Raw genomic sequence first — 15,054 nt, forward strand, 5'->3', positions numbered from 1 at the left:
ATGAAAGTGGTTCTTCAATCTTAGACCTGCTTACTTTAATTTACGTATTCCTCGGTTGTATTCAGAATCATCTCGACGAGGCCTGGAAAACGTACGTTTAGTTCTTCCTTTCGTAGGGAATAAAAGTGCTGTTTACCTTCAATGCGTGGCTGGATCACGCCAGCTTCACGTAAGATTTTGATGTGATGGGACAACGTGGATTTGGAAATATGGTCTACTTCGAAGGCGGAACAGTTTTTCTCGCCAGAGCTAGCCAGACAGTGTGCAATTTTCATGCGGATCGGATCACCCAATGCATTGCAGACCGTGGTCAGCTTCAGTTCCGAAGCCATAGGTATCGTTGGAGTTCTCATATCTATGACGTTAGCATATTCGGCTTTCTCTTTCAATGTTTGAAATATTTCGAACTATCTCTTGCAGGCAGTATAAGAAGTATGTTACATTTCTTTTCAGTTAGTTCGAAAAAATTCGAATTGAAAGATTGGAAAACGGCTTTTTATTTCAGGAGGAATATAAATGAGTACCACTACACTGTTGAACAACTATTTCCGTTTATTTGATGCTTCACGCACAGATGAGCGCGCCATGCAGGACTTATTGTCCCTGTTTACACCGGACGCAGAGATTGTGCTTAACGGCACCAGCCGAACAGGATTCGATGGTTTTATGAAAGCTTTCTACGAATACAATAAGGATGTAAAACATATGTGGGACGCGTGGGTGCAACAGCCAGACGGCAGCTACCAAACGAACTGGGCGGTGTGCGGACAAGCGGCAGACGGAACGGTATATGCCAAAGCAGGCATCGATATCGCACGTGTAAATGATGAGGGACAGATTGTGTATCTGGAGAATGTACAGGCCGACCAGAGTGCGTTCAGCAAGTATAATCAGTAACAGCAGAGTATAAATAGGTAATAATGAAACGTTAGGAAACGAAGCTCTACAGTCTTTCAAGCTGTGGGGCTTTTTTGGTCGCATATTTAGGTGATTTGAACGAAGCTGAGGACGAGGGCTTCATCATTCTGGTAGCACAGTTTCTACAGGTAAATTGGTACACAAAAACTGTACATGAAGATATGTACATGAAAATCTGTTCATGAAAAAGACCCTCCCACATGTTTTAAACATGGCGGACGGTCATCATGAACGTGCATAAGACGTAGTCGCTAGAGCCTTAGGTTATTCTGAGCCAGACGCAGCTTAGGAGATGGTGTCTTGCTGCATGGAAACGATGTTCTTTCAATTCTAACGAATCTGAGACGTGCTATTGGAGGATATTTGGCAAGAGTAATTTTCTAACGAACCACAGACACGTTAGTAGGCTAGATATTAGGTTCTAGAGCAGTTTCGTGCCCCATGTAAGCCAATATAAGGTGGCTCAGGTTCGTTAGATTTCGAAAACATGCTATAAACCTCATATAAGACGTCTACGATTCGTTAGCTATTCCAGGTTCAACGTTTGATCCTCCAACGTGTAACATTCCAGACGTTTAACCCTCAAGTCTCCAACCCTCAAAACCTCGGAACCTAAACCGCCCCATCCTCCGGTTATCCTGCATGCGATCTAACGCCTTCCCTACCCCTGCATCGTCTTATTCTGAAAAGCAGCGATATCCGCATACTCTTCTTCAAACTTACGGGAGATGCGGATGAAGATCGGCAGCAGTTCACGGTACACGCGGACACTGTCCGGGTCTGGTTGGTGCCGATGTGTTGATCCGATCATGCCGGAGACGGCACTCAGGGAATCGATGCGGCCAAGAGCGTACAAGCCCAGTACAGCAGCGCCGAGACAGGAGCTTTCAATACTTTCGGGGATGATGACATCCTGATCGAAAATATCGGCCATCATCTGGCGCCACAACTCAGAGCGGGCGAAGCCGCCTGTCGCCTGAATTTTTTTCGGACGGCCAATCTTTTCTTCGATCGCCAGCATGACCGTGTACAGGTTAAACAACACACCTTCGAGCGCAGCGCGAATCATATGTTCTTTCTTATGATGCAGCGTCAGACCGAAAAATGAGCCGCGTGCGTTCGGATTCCAGAGTGGAGCCCGCTCACCCGTCATATACGGATGGAACAAGAGACCTTCCGAACCCGGAGGTACGTTTTCTGCGACACGAGTGAGCACTTCATATGGATCGATGCCAAGTCGTTTCGCAGTCTCCACCTCGGAAGCTGCAAACTCGTCCCGAATCCAGCGGAAAATAACACCGCCATTGTTCACTGGTCCGCCAATGACCCAGGCATCCTCCGTGAGCGCATAACAGAAGAAGCGTCCTTTGGGATCGGTCACCGGTTTATCTACGACTGTACGAATCGCTCCACTGGTACCAATGGTCACGGCCACGACGCCCGGATCAATGGCGTTCACGCCCAGATTGGAGAGCACACCATCACTTGCACCGATAACAAATGGTGTGGTGACCGCAATGCCCATCTCCTTGGCGTACTCCGGGTGCAACCCATGTTTCAGCACATGTGTGGTTGGGACCAATCGGGACAAGTGTTCCGGCGTAATGCCCGCTACATGCAGCGCTTCAGCATCCCAGTCGAGTTTCTCCAGATTCATGAGTCCGGTTGCGGAGGCCATGGAGTGATCAATGACGTATTCAGAAAATAATTTATAGAAAACATATTCTTTCATGGATATGAATTTGTGCGTCTGTCTGAACAATTCAGGCTGATCCCGGGTGAGCCACATGATCTTGGTGAGAGGGGACATCGGATGAATCGGCGTACCTGTTCTCAGATAGATTTCGTGACCATTCATCTCCGATTTGAGTACTTCCGTCCACTCTGCACTGCGATTATCTGCCCAAGTCATGGCCCGCATCAGCGGTGTGCCCTGTTGATCGACTGGCAGAATGCTGTGCATGGCCGAACTGAAGGATACAAACAGGATGTCCTCTGGCTTCACTCCCGCTTTGGAAGTGGCCTGTTTAACGGACTCGATGACTGCTTTGAAAATATCTTCCGCATCCTGCTCCGCAATCGCAGGTGTGGGGGTGTGTAGCGGATAATCGGCACTGCCTTGAGCCACAATGGTTCCGTTCTGTTCGAACAAGACGGCCTTGGTGGAGGTTGTGCCGATATCTACGCCGATCATATAGGGTGAAGAAGCCATTTTGTCATCCCTCTTTCTTAAATATATAAGGTGGTGCTATTCATCCAACTTATATGGCATCTGTTATTTCATCTATAGATAAGAATATCAGACTTGAGGGATGGATCAAAATGCCACAATCTTAGTCCTTCACCGCCCCTGCGGCAATATCCGAAATAAATTGACGGCTGATAAACAGGAACATAACGATGAGCGGAATGACGGCAAGCAACGTACCAGCGATAACCATGGCATAGTCTGTGTTATACAACCCGTTTAATTGAGACAACGCAATCTGCAACGTGTATTTGCGTTCATCCGTCAGGACGATCAAAGGCCACAGATAATCATTCCATACGCCGATAAAGGTGAACGCGCCGAGGAAAGCAAAGGCAGGTCGCAGAATTGGCAGCGCCACGTTCCAATAGAGTCGGAAGAAATTACAGCCGTCGATGCGGCCCGCATCCAGCAGATCGTTGGGAATGGACTCTGTTGCATACTGGCGAATCCAGAAGATGCCGAAGGCGTTCACCATGCCCGGAATAATGAGAGCTTTGAAGGAACCGACCCAACCGAACGTAGCCATGAGTACGAAGGAAGGCACCAGCGACAGCTGGGAAGGTACCATCATGGTTGCGAGTAGCAAGATGAAGAGCCACTTTTTGCCGGGAAATTCAAACTTCGCAAACGCAAACCCCGCCAGTGAGTCAAAAAACAGTACAAGTATGGTCACGAGGCCCGACACAAACAACGTATTCAGAAAAGCTCCCCAGAAGTCAATCTGCTGTAACACCCGCGTAATATTATTCCACAATTCGCCCCCGAACCAGAGCTGGGGTGGAAACTTGTAGATATCGGACGTTGTCCGGGTAGACATTACAATCAGCCAATAGAACGGGAACATGGATATGAGCATGCCCCCGATAAGACCGGTATACAACACCAGCGATTTGAGGTGTTTGGTCGCCATGTGCGCTCCCCCTTATCACATCAGGATGATTTGCCTTGAACAAGCTTCCAGTTCACAATCGAGAACAGGGCGATAATGAGGAACATGCCCCAACCAACGGCAGCGCCATATCCGAAGTAATTGTTAATGAAGGATTCACGGTAGAGGTACAGTACAATCGTCATGCCTGCTGCACCTGCGCCACCGTCATTGCCTACCAATACTTGTGGCTCGGTGAACAGTTGCATACCGCCAATCGTTGATGTAATGACCGTAAACAGGATCACAGGACGCAACATCGGAATTGTAATTCGGAAAAAGGACTGTATCGCTGATGCGCCATCAATCTTGGCCGCTTCGTATAATGTCTGCGGAATACTCTGAAGTCCGGCCAGATAGATGACGGCGTTATATCCGGTCCAGCGCCAGACCACCATGGAGGAGATTGCGACTTTAATGCCCCATGGTGCATTAAGCCACTCCACAACAGGTAGCCCGACCGACTGCAACAGATAATTGAGAAAGCCATAATTGTTGGCAAATAAAGCACCGAAGATAATGGCTACCGCCACAATGGATGTGACGTTTGGCAGAAAATAACCGACCCGAAACAGGGTACGGAACTTCACAAATGGTGCATGTAGCAAAAAGGCAATAATCAGGGCGAAAAAGAGCATCGGAATCGTCGAATAGATCCAGATCATGAACGTGTTACCCACGGCTTGCCAGAACTCGGCATCGGTCAGCATGTATTTGAAATTGTTGAGTCCGTTAAACGTCATGACACCGATGCCATCCCATTTATGAAAAGCCAGATAGAGTGAGAATCCGATTGGGAACAGTCCAAATACCGCAAACAGAATATAAAACGGCGATATCGCAACATAAAGTGCACGATGCTCCCACATTCTCGCCCATAGTGACTTCTGCCGATCCAGATCAGGTCTTGCATTTCCGGGATCGGGAGTAAGACGAGGTTCAGTTACAGCCATATGAATTCCTCCTTTGCGGATAACGAAACCACACGTTGTTCAGGTTAACGCTGCAATTCCCGCTCGACGCGGTGTACCGTATCCGTCCAGACCTGCTGTGGATCGGCATTTTGCTTCGCGACATCATTCAGCCGTCGAGTGATAATGTTGTGTACGGATGGATATCTTTCGCCAAAGAAAGCATCCGGCACATCCTGTGCCGATTCGGCAAATACAGGCCCTGTCGCCTGTCCACCGAAGAAAGGTTCTTTTTCTTTCATGGCAGGATCATCAAACACACCTGGTGCAGAAGGGAACAGATTCAATGTCTGATATTGCTCCAGTTGATTTTCGGGACTTTGCAGCCAGCGAACCAGTTCAAAGGCTTCCTGAGGATGTTCACTCGACTTCAGGATGGACAGGAATGATCCTCCGTTGTTGCCATCTCCCCCTGGTGCCCGAGCGACCCGCCACTTCCCGGATGTATCCGGAGCGGCTTCCTGAAGAACTTGTTTCATCCAGACAGCGCCCACGAAAGAGGCGATTTCTCCATTATTCATCGCGGCGTTCCAGCTTGGAGTCCAGCCATCTGCATTGGCTAGCAGTCCCTTCTCTTTGAAAGCAACGGCTGTATCCCAGCTCTTGCCCACAATAGGGGAATCCATGCCGATAAAGGACCCGTCCGGCCGGAAATAACGCTCCGCAGACTGCGATATGACTTGGTTGTAAACGGTTGCAATATTGTCGGTTAGAAAAACCTTGCCTCCGAATTTTTCCTTGAGCTGTTCTCCGGCAGCAGCATATGCATCCCAACTGTTGATCTGGCGTGTAACGTCTTCGGGATCAGATGGCAATCCGGCCTCCTTGAACAGATCTTCTCGGTAGAAGAGGGCTGTTGGGCCCGTATCCATCGGGAAACCAATCATCTGTCCGCTTGGCGTAACGCCTTGCTTCCATTTCCACGGTAGATATTGGTCTTCAATATCTCCTGCACCGAGATCATACAGATTATAGAAACGGTCCTCACTGGGGAATAGCTCCATGATCCAGTCGTTCAATGCTACAATGTCTGGTTCACCTGAGCGTGCAGCGAGTGTTGTTTTGAGTTTTGCTTTGAAATCACCGCCGATTTTCTGAGCTGTCAGTTCGATATTGGGGAACTTTTCCTTAGCCCTGGCAATCAACTTATCATCGATGGAACGATTCCAGTACCATAATGTAAGCGCTACCTTTTTGTTGTTCGCTGAATCGTCCTGTCCGGGCCAGATGGAGCATCCGCTTATGAGCAGGACGCAGACCATCAGTATGGCTGTCCAGCATGTTCTTTTCCGGCGGATCATGTGTATTACCCCCTCATCATTAAGTTCGAGGCATGAAGTGCTTTGGACTACAACATTAGTGTATGAGTAGTTTATAAACTCATACCCAATATTCCTAAAATGAAACACATATTTGTGTCAATTGCGTAACATAAATTGGGTAGTTACTTTAAAAATAAAAGTTACTTGACACATTATAATTTTTATTCTAAACTAACTTACATAAAGTAACTAATGATGATGAGAATAATATAGATACGTACTATATAACGTCCAAGTGATCCATTTTCGCTTTGGATGCGAATCAATCAACAGACAAGTTGGCCTAAACAGGAGGAACGACAATGATCAATTCACATATTATTCAACTGCTTGCCCCCAAAATTCAGACTTTTCCGAGTGGAAAAGAGTTCATATACCTCGTGGGACCGATTAAGCTCCCGGTAAACCTTGATGGGGAGACCAAGACATTCCAGTGGTATAGCTGGATGAAGTCAGACAAAGCGATGGAGAGCGGCGAGTTAATCGAATCCCTTGCTGAGGCTGAACTGGCAGAGCGTCAACAATCCAGTGTTCTGGTGTATGGTGACTTTGCTGAAGCACAAGAAGCGCTGATCCGGATGCATAGCATCTGTCATACAGGCGACATCTTTGGCAGCAAACGCTGTGATTGCGGCTTCCAATTGGAGCAATCCATGAAAATGATCGCCGCTCACGGAGCGGGTGCACTGTTCTATCTTGCGAACCATGAGGGACGTGGCATTGGTCTGTTCAGCAAAGCCATGGCGTACATTTTGCAAGAAGAAGGTCTGGATACGGTAGATGCAAACTTGCAACTCGGATTCACGGACGATGCCCGCAATTATGACGATGCGATTGCCGTATTGCGTGCGCTTCGCTCCGCACCGGTTACATTAATCACCAACAATCCACGGAAGCTGGCTGCTTTGCAGGAAGCGGGATTGAATGTGGGCGGACGTGTTCCACTGTGGGGAGATCGTTCTGCTTTTAACGAGAAGTACCTGCAAACGAAAGTGAATCGTTCCGGTCACTTGGCAGAAAGTGATGGATGGGCTGGGGCAGAGACGCTGCTTCCACATGCGCAGGCTTAATCATTATTAATAGACGTAATCGATTAGTGGATTAGTCGTTGTAGTACTCTCCGTTATGGAGAAGTACATCAGCGGCTTTTTGCTATGGATGATTGGGAGCGATCAGGTTTTCCTGATTCACGGAATGGCTTGCCGTTCCCGCAGTGCGGATTATACAATATAGTCATCTGATGAATGCGGGAGGAACCAAGGTGCCATTTGAGGGACAACGTATATTGCCGGCTGCAAAGAGCATGAAGCAGTTTGAAGCGATGATTGAAGGCCCTTATACCTATGGGGTGATGCTGGAAACCCATATTGCACAGCTTCAGAGTGTAATGGACGAGGCGCGGCGGTATGACAAAAAGATACTTTTGCATGCAGATCTGGTCCAAGGATTGAAGAATGATGAGTATGCGGCAGAGTATCTGTGTCAGCACATTCGCCCTGCAGGACTGATCTCTACGCGAGCGAGTGTCATTCAGAAGGCAAAGCAGAAAGGCATTACAGCGATTCAACGTATTTTTCTACTGGATACCCATGCACTGGAGAAAAGTTATCTGTTGCTGGCCAAAACCCAACCGGATTATATTGAAGTATTACCTGGCGTCATTCCGCATATTATTGCGGAAGTATCTGTGCGTACAGGGATACCCATTATTGCAGGGGGATTGATCCGTTCACCGGAAGAGGTTGAACTTGCACTTGGCGTTGGGGCTACGGCAGTGACCACATCCAACACAAATCTGATCCGACATTTCGAGAAATCGCTTACACCTTAAAAAGAACCCACAACAGGAGGTTGGCTGTATGGAAAAATATATATTGGCTCTGGATCAGGGAACAACAAGCTCCCGAGCTATTCTATTTAACCGTGGCGGGGAGATTGTGCACATTGCACAGCAGGAATTCCCTCAATATTTCCCCAAACCGGGCTGGGTAGAGCAGAATGCCAACGAAATCTGGAGTTCCATTCTTGCCGTGATGGCTTCATGTCTGGCAGAGAGCGGAATTAAACCTGTTCAGATTGCCGGAATTGGAATTACGAATCAACGTGAGACCGTTGTGTTATGGGACAAAGAAACAGGCAGACCCATCTATAATGCAGTGGTATGGCAATCCAGACAGACCGCAGATATCTGTGAAAAATTGAAGACGCAGGGTCTCGGGGACCTTTTCCGCCGTAAAACAGGATTACTGATCGATCCCTACTTCTCGGGAACAAAGGTGAAGTGGATTCTGGATCATGTCCCTGGTGCCCGGGAGCGGGCAGAGAAGGGTGAATTGCTGTTTGGCACGATTGATAGCTGGCTGATCTGGAAACTGAGCGGGGGTACACATGTCACGGATATATCCAATGCCTCACGTACTCTGATCTATAACATCTATGATCTGCAATGGGATGACGAATTGTTGGATATCCTCGACATTCCCAAGGCTATGTTACCAGAAGTGCGAGGTTCATCCGAGGTGTATGCACACACAACAGACTATCATTTCTTCGGTCATCGGATTCCGATTGCGGGAGCGGCAGGAGATCAACAGGCAGCGATGTTTGGTCAGGGCTGTTACACCAAGGGTAGTATGAAAAATACATATGGTACCGGTTGTTTCATGCTTATGAACACGGGAGAGAACCCGGTACAATCCAATCACGGACTGATTACAACGATTGCCTGGGGGATGAATGGCAAGGTTGAATATGCGCTCGAAGGTAGCATTTTTGTTGCAGGTTCAGCGGTTCAGTGGCTGCGTGACGGATTAAGGATGCTTCGCTCTTCAAAAGATAGCGAGGATTACGCCTCACGTGTGCCTTCGACAGACGGTGTTTATATGGTACCTGCATTTGTGGGATTGGGCAGTCCGTATTGGGATAGTGAGGTTAAGGGTGCGGTGTTTGGCCTGACACGAGGCACGACAAAGGAACACTTTATCCGTGCTACGCTTGAGGCGTTGGCGTATCAGACCAAAGATGTACTGGAGGCAATGGAATCCGACTCGGGTATTCCCGTGCATGCTCTGCGTGTGGATGGCGGGGCGGCGGCCAATGATTTTCTCATGCAGTTCCAGAGTGATATTCTGGGCATTCCTGTCGAACGCCCAACGGTGAATGAAACGACTGCATTGGGTGCGGCTTATCTGGCAGGATTGGCAGTAGGATATTGGACGAGTGCGGATGAATTGACGGATCATGAAAATACGGAGCGTGTCTTCCAGCCTTTTATGGCTGAGCAACAACGAACAGAACTGTATACAGGCTGGAAGCGTGCAGTGAATGCAGCAATGGCTTTTAAATAAAAGAAATGAATATTTCTTGGTGTGGGTATTTGTACTTTTTAACTAAACATATGTTATAAATGATATTTACTGGTGGAAAATGATGCATGATTTACAGGGTTATTCTTCCTGGAGAAGGCAAAATATATATCCACTATAAGGAAAAAAACAAGGTTAGTGGATTCATTTGAAATTCCATCCTTTGGCAGAACAACTTTTTGAATTTTTTTTGAATAATGTGTCATTTCAGGACTTCACGCCGTCAAAAATCTGTGATAGGATAAAGGCACAAGTTAAAAAAATGATGTCTGGAGATCGGGAGGGACCACGTGCCGCTCAGCAATTGCTGAGCGAATGACGTGGTCCTTTTTTTGTTTTTTTACGGAAATATTAAGGAAATCAATGGGAGGTTCAAGAATGACAGAAACGTTCTCGTCAGCACAACGGACCGAATATTTGCAAAATATGGCGAATGCACATTTTGACGTATTAATTATTGGCGGCGGGATTACAGGCGCAGGGATTGCATTGGATGCGGCTTCGCGTGGGTTGAAGACGGCGCTTGTAGAAATGCAGGATTTTGCAGCAGGTACATCCAGTCGTTCGACCAAACTTGTCCATGGCGGATTACGTTATTTGAAGCAATATGAAGTGAAGATGGTTGCTGAGGTAGGACGGGAGCGGGCTGTAGTTTATGAAAATGGGCCACATGTGACCACACCGGAACCGATGTTGTTACCGATCTATACGGCTGGCACATTCGGCCGCTTCAGCACATCCATTGGACTGATGGTGTATGACCGGCTCGCCGGGGTGAAGCGCAGTGAACGGCGCCAAATGTTGAATGCTGGAGCAGTGTCAGACAGTGAACCTCTGTTACGCAAACAGGGGTTGTTGGGTGGTGGACTCTATGTGGAGTACCGGACTGATGATGCCAGACTCACCATAGAAGTTATGAAAGAAGCTGTCAAACGTGGAGCACAGGCAGTGAACTACGTTAAGGCGAAAGGTTTCCTGAAGGAGAATGGCAAGATTACAGGTATTAAAGCCGTGGATCAGATCGATGGGCAGATCTATACGCTAAAAGCAAGCAAGGTGATCAACGCTTCCGGTCCATGGGTGGACGGTCTGCGGGAATTGGACGGTTCACGCCAGGGGAAAACGCTGCAGATGACCAAAGGCATTCATTTGGTCTTTGATGGTGAACGATTCCCATTAAGACAGGCCGTCTATTTTGATACACCAGATGGTCGAATGGTCTTTGCTGTCCCACGTGATGGCAAAACCTATGTAGGCACAACCGACACTGTATATCAGGATGATCCTGCACAACCGCAAATTTCCGACTCGGATCGCGATTATGTGATTGATGCAGTTAATGGCATGTTTCCAGATGTACACATTGGTACCGAGGACGTGGAATCCGGATGGGCGGGTGTACGTCCACTAATTCATGAGGAAGGCAAGAATCCTTCCGAAATATCACGTAAAGATGAAGTCTGGGTATCCGAATCCAATCTGATTACGATTGCCGGGGGCAAGTTAACCGGATACCGTAAAATGGCCGAGATGGTTGTTGATCTGGTCGCACGCCAGATGGAGCAGGAGAGTGGGCATTCCATAGGCCCTTGTGTAACGAAGAAGATGCCCATCTCCGGCGGTGATGTAGGGGGATCGGCTGGATTTGTATCGTATGCGGAGCGCAAGATCAAGGATGGTGTTGCCTTGGGGCTTGCCCGACCGGCTGCGGAGCGGCTGGTTCGCACGTATGGTTCCAATGTGGAGGCACTGTATGAGCGAATGCCCGATCCACGCACCAAGTCCGAGCTTCATGGCATGCCACAGGAGCTATTGCTTATGCTACATTACGCGATTGATGAAGAGATGGCTGTAACCCCATCTGACTTTTTGGTACGAAGAACAGGTGATTTATTCTTCCGTATTGATGAAGTTCGTCGCTATAAAGCAGCGGTTATCTCATATATGGCAGGTTGTTTGAACTGGTCTGAAGAGCAAGAGGTTAAACATACAGAGGAACTGGATCAGCTGTTGCTGAAAGCATCTGGCAAAATCTAAGGCAGGATTTCAAGATCGAGAGTCGAATGGAACATGTAAGCGTGTAACATAGAGAGGGGATTACATCCATGACATTACAGATCGGAATCATTGGAACAGGCTGGTTCAGTAAGGTACACGCGGATATTCTCGCACGGATGGAAGGTGTTCGTGTTGCGAGTGTCTGTGGAACATTGCTCGAAAAGGCAGAGGCTATGGCCTCCGTTTATGATGCTGTTGGTTACGGGGAACTTGAACATATGCTGGATGGTGAGAAGCTGGATGCGGTGTATATCTGTGTGCCTCCGATGTCTCACGGATCGATTGAATCCGAATTAATCCGCCGCGGTATTCCATTCCTGGTGGAGAAACCGTTGAGCACCGGAATGGATGTTCCGCGTCAGGTGTTGGATCAGTTGCAAAAGAGTGGATTGTTAACCTCTGTAGGATACCATTTCCGTTATCAGGAGGCTGCGCAGGTTCTGCAGCAAGCGATGAAAGAACAGACGGTCGGCATGGCTCTTGGCCGCTGGATGGGCGGAATGCCAGGGGTCGCCTGGTGGCGGCGTCAGGACGGTTCAGGAGGACAATTCGTAGAGCAGACTACACATATTGTAGACTTGCTTCGGTATTGTGCAGGAGAAGTTACGGAGGTATATGCTGTAGCAGCTCAGCGAAGCATGCATGAGAAGCATGAACATGTGACCGTAGCCGATGTGGCAAATGTGACGCTTAAGCTGGAAAGTGGAGCGATTGCCAGTATCGCCAATACATGTCTGTTGCCAGACGGAGAGGGCGGCGCAGGACTCCAGTTCTACACGGATGCAGGTGTGTGGGATTGGACGCCAGAACGTTTGCTTCTGCCAAGTGCCGCAAAACATGCGATGGCAGGTCTGGAGATTCCGGCAGGACATAACCCATACGAGCGTGAGAATGAAGCGTTCATTCACGCCCTGCGTACGGGAGACCGTTCACGAATTCTGTCCGATTATGCGGATGCCTGCCGTACACAGGAGATTACGACGGCGGCGCTGGCATCGGCAGATTCCGGTCTGCCGGTACAGCTTCAGCCTTCAAAACATCTCTCTCATTAAAAGGTTGAAGGTAATATAAATACGCCTGAATCAGGGAATGATCCGCAGATCAGCCTGATTCAGGCGTATTTGTGTTGAGTAGAGATTATTAAGTAGCAATTCAACTATTCGGATTTCTGCTGTTTCAACCAGTCGGATGACCAACTGTAGATCTGATCAATGACAGGTTCAATGGCTCTGCCTTTCGGTGTTAATTCATACTCTACACGGGGAGGTATCTCGGGAAACATGTGTCGGGTTACGATACCTTCCGTCTCCATTTCCTTCAATCGCTCCGATAAAAGTCGTCCACTGATCGCCATCTCTGCTTCAAGCTCCGTAAACCGCTTGGGTCCAGACAACAGTTGGTACATGATTAACAGTACCCACTTCTTGCCTATGATGTCTATGGCTTGAGTGATCATACAGGGACTTGGTGATTTTACTTTTTTCAGCTTCAACGTGTTCACCTCGATTCATAATGATTTTCTTCAAAGTTGTATATGAAAGGACATGATTTCTGCCGCTTTAAGAATATAGGACATCCAAGTAAATGAGGGTTACTACAAAATATACTGTAACATACCTTTTGTATGTATTATACATCATACAGTGAAAAATTACTTGAAGAAATTATATTATTATTATATACTAACTTCACAAAAGTAAGTTGGTGATAAATAATACGTATAATATGAATGCGTACTATTCTGAAAATTGAACTGGGCTGAACGGTTGAAAACAGAGTGACCTTTGGGAACTTTTACATAGATTCTTTTTTTACAATGTGCAGCAAAAATAATCATTACATAGTAGGAACATATAATTTGTTACAGGAGGATCTACATATGAACAAGATTTTGGGTTACGTTTTTCTGGTTGTGTTAGCAGGTGTCTTCGTCATGACGGGGTTTAACAAGATTAGTGGGGCAGATATGATGATTCAGACATTCGAAAGTTTCTCTTATCCGACATGGACGATGTATCTGCTGGGCGCTGCGGAGTTGCTTAGTGCTGTAGGACTGCTGATTCCACGGACTCGCATCCTGGCTTCTGGCATACTGACCTTCATTCTGATTGGGGCCGTGGGAAGTCATCTGATCTATGCACAATACGCTGCTGTTCCGTTCCCGGCTGTGTTGTTGGTAGCTAACATTATTGTTTGGGTTGTGGGCATGCGCAGATTGGAAGCGGAAGAAGAAGGCCAGATGGACGCGATTCAGGCGTAAGTTAAAGATAAGAGGGAACGTAATTGGGCTGTTCAACGTGGAAAAGGTATTCCTGTCAAAAGGAATGTAAACGCGGATGCCTATGCAGAAGATGACCACTGCCAGTAAGCGGTGGTCATCTTTTTTTATGTAAGACTTCGCGTGGCACGTGTAACGATTCGCCGCGTATGTTGGGTATCCGACTGCTGAGTCCAAGTGGCACAGACCTGCCGCACCCACTCTGGATTGGTCTTGCTGGCGTCGTTCAGCCAGTTACTTACCGAATCCTGTACATACTTATGGGCATCGGATTTTACTGCGTCAAGCAAGGGAAGGGCCATGGCCGGATTTTCTTTTAACTCCTGAATATGCTTGGCCCAGACGCCACGAGGTCTGATTGATTCTATGGCAAAGCGACGGATCAGTGGATCAGGGTCAACGCTCCATGGGATTAACTGCTGCAAGGCTAAGGATAATTCGGCAGAGATGGACTCCCGTACAGCCATCCAGGCGATTTCTCTTACACCAAAGTGATGATCTGCTGCAAAGGGCCGAATATGCTCCAACTTTTCAGTCAGGTTCAGACCGGAATCCAGCCCAATGATATAAGCCGCCCAGCAGCGAACACTGTCTGAACGATGTTCTGCAATGGAACAAAAGAGATTCGTTTTTTCATTGACTGATGGACGTTTCAACAGATCAAGCCATTGCATGGCTATGGTCGGGATGATTTTCATGATCCGCTGCTCATCCATCTGTGTTAACTGCTCTGTAATTGCTCTGGTTTCGGCATCCATTCCCCATTCATGGGTAACCTTCTGAAAAAGAGAAATATGATCTACAGCCAGCCATTCGGTCAGATTGACCGATTCGATATGTCCTGCTTGTAGCCAATTGCGGATATGCTCAGGAATTTCCGTTGCTTTACGGGCACCTTTGCGAAGAAAAATGTCTTCAGGGATAAATAGATCTGGCTTAGCATCCAACGGTATACTCCTCCTT

At 47.7% G+C, this 15,054-nt stretch carries 14 protein-coding genes; 7 read left to right on the top strand and 7 right to left on the bottom strand.

Going from position 1 to position 15,054, the window contains the following annotated elements:
* Positions 1-35 precede the first annotated feature (35 nt).
* Positions 36-353, bottom strand: a complete 318-nt coding sequence (locus tag MHI01_RS20560; RefSeq protein WP_340984000.1) for an ArsR/SmtB family transcription factor — start codon at positions 351-353, stop codon at positions 36-38.
* A 163-nt stretch (positions 354-516) separates the two neighbouring features.
* On the opposite strand from MHI01_RS20560, the gene MHI01_RS20565 reads away from it, so the two are divergent.
* On the top strand, positions 517-897 hold the full coding sequence (locus MHI01_RS20565; protein ID WP_340984001.1) for a nuclear transport factor 2 family protein: 381 nt from the start codon (positions 517-519) through the stop codon (positions 895-897).
* Positions 898-1,579: 682 nt separating this feature from the next.
* Here MHI01_RS20565 and gntK read toward each other — a convergent pair.
* From gntK to MHI01_RS20585, 4 genes are all read right to left on the bottom strand, one after another.
* Positions 1,580-3,130, bottom strand: a complete 1,551-nt coding sequence (gene gntK / locus MHI01_RS20570; RefSeq protein WP_315372185.1) for a gluconokinase — start codon at positions 3,128-3,130, stop codon at positions 1,580-1,582.
* 121 nt (positions 3,131-3,251) lie between these two features.
* Complete coding sequence (locus tag MHI01_RS20575) at positions 3,252-4,079, bottom strand: carbohydrate ABC transporter permease (RefSeq protein WP_036612996.1); 828 nt, start codon at positions 4,077-4,079, stop codon at positions 3,252-3,254.
* 20 nt (positions 4,080-4,099) lie between these two features.
* A complete protein-coding gene (locus tag MHI01_RS20580; protein ID WP_036613110.1) occupies positions 4,100-4,966 on the bottom strand; it encodes a carbohydrate ABC transporter permease in 867 nt (288 codons plus the stop codon).
* A 128-nt stretch (positions 4,967-5,094) separates the two neighbouring features.
* Positions 5,095-6,369 carry an ABC transporter substrate-binding protein gene (locus MHI01_RS20585; protein ID WP_053061379.1) on the bottom strand — a complete coding sequence of 425 codons (1,275 nt, stop codon included), beginning with the start codon at positions 6,367-6,369 and terminating at the stop codon, positions 5,095-5,097.
* A 323-nt stretch (positions 6,370-6,692) separates the two neighbouring features.
* Between MHI01_RS20585 and MHI01_RS20590 the strand changes: the two genes are divergently transcribed.
* The 5 genes from MHI01_RS20590 to MHI01_RS20610 all read left to right on the top strand — a co-directional run bounded on the left by MHI01_RS20590 (position 6,693) and on the right by MHI01_RS20610 (position 12,865).
* Positions 6,693-7,460, top strand: a complete 768-nt coding sequence (locus MHI01_RS20590) for a GTP cyclohydrolase II (RefSeq protein WP_047840826.1) — start codon at positions 6,693-6,695, stop codon at positions 7,458-7,460.
* A gap of 191 nt (positions 7,461-7,651) precedes the next feature.
* Positions 7,652-8,221, top strand: coding sequence for a glycerol-3-phosphate responsive antiterminator (locus tag MHI01_RS20595; RefSeq protein ID WP_340984002.1), 570 nt, complete (start codon positions 7,652-7,654; stop codon positions 8,219-8,221).
* 28 nt (positions 8,222-8,249) lie between these two features.
* Positions 8,250-9,737: a glycerol kinase GlpK gene (gene glpK, locus MHI01_RS20600; RefSeq protein WP_340984003.1), complete on the top strand. Its 1,488-nt coding sequence runs from the start codon at positions 8,250-8,252 to the stop codon at positions 9,735-9,737.
* A 396-nt stretch (positions 9,738-10,133) separates the two neighbouring features.
* On the top strand, positions 10,134-11,792 hold the full coding sequence (locus MHI01_RS20605) for a glycerol-3-phosphate dehydrogenase/oxidase (protein ID WP_340984004.1): 1,659 nt from the start codon (positions 10,134-10,136) through the stop codon (positions 11,790-11,792).
* Positions 11,793-11,860: 68 nt separating this feature from the next.
* On the top strand, positions 11,861-12,865 hold the full coding sequence (locus MHI01_RS20610; protein WP_127551463.1) for a Gfo/Idh/MocA family protein: 1,005 nt from the start codon (positions 11,861-11,863) through the stop codon (positions 12,863-12,865).
* Between the two features lie 104 nt (positions 12,866-12,969).
* Here the strand turns inward: MHI01_RS20610 and MHI01_RS20615 are convergent, their stop codons facing one another.
* Positions 12,970-13,269: a winged helix-turn-helix transcriptional regulator gene (locus MHI01_RS20615; protein ID WP_026081419.1), complete on the bottom strand. Its 300-nt coding sequence runs from the start codon at positions 13,267-13,269 to the stop codon at positions 12,970-12,972.
* A gap of 423 nt (positions 13,270-13,692) precedes the next feature.
* Here MHI01_RS20615 and MHI01_RS20620 point away from each other — a divergent pair, with 423 nt between their 5' ends.
* A complete protein-coding gene (locus tag MHI01_RS20620) occupies positions 13,693-14,073 on the top strand; it encodes a DoxX family protein (protein WP_340984005.1) in 381 nt (126 codons plus the stop codon).
* Positions 14,074-14,198: 125 nt separating this feature from the next.
* On the opposite strand, the gene MHI01_RS20625 is transcribed toward MHI01_RS20620, so the two are convergent.
* Positions 14,199-15,038, bottom strand: a complete 840-nt coding sequence (locus MHI01_RS20625) for a DNA alkylation repair protein (protein ID WP_340984006.1) — start codon at positions 15,036-15,038, stop codon at positions 14,199-14,201.
* Positions 15,039-15,054: the final 16 nt, after the last annotated feature.

This window comes from Paenibacillus sp. FSL M7-0656 (genome assembly GCF_038003225.1).
GTDB lineage: Bacteria > Bacillota > Bacilli > Paenibacillales > Paenibacillaceae > Paenibacillus > Paenibacillus amylolyticus.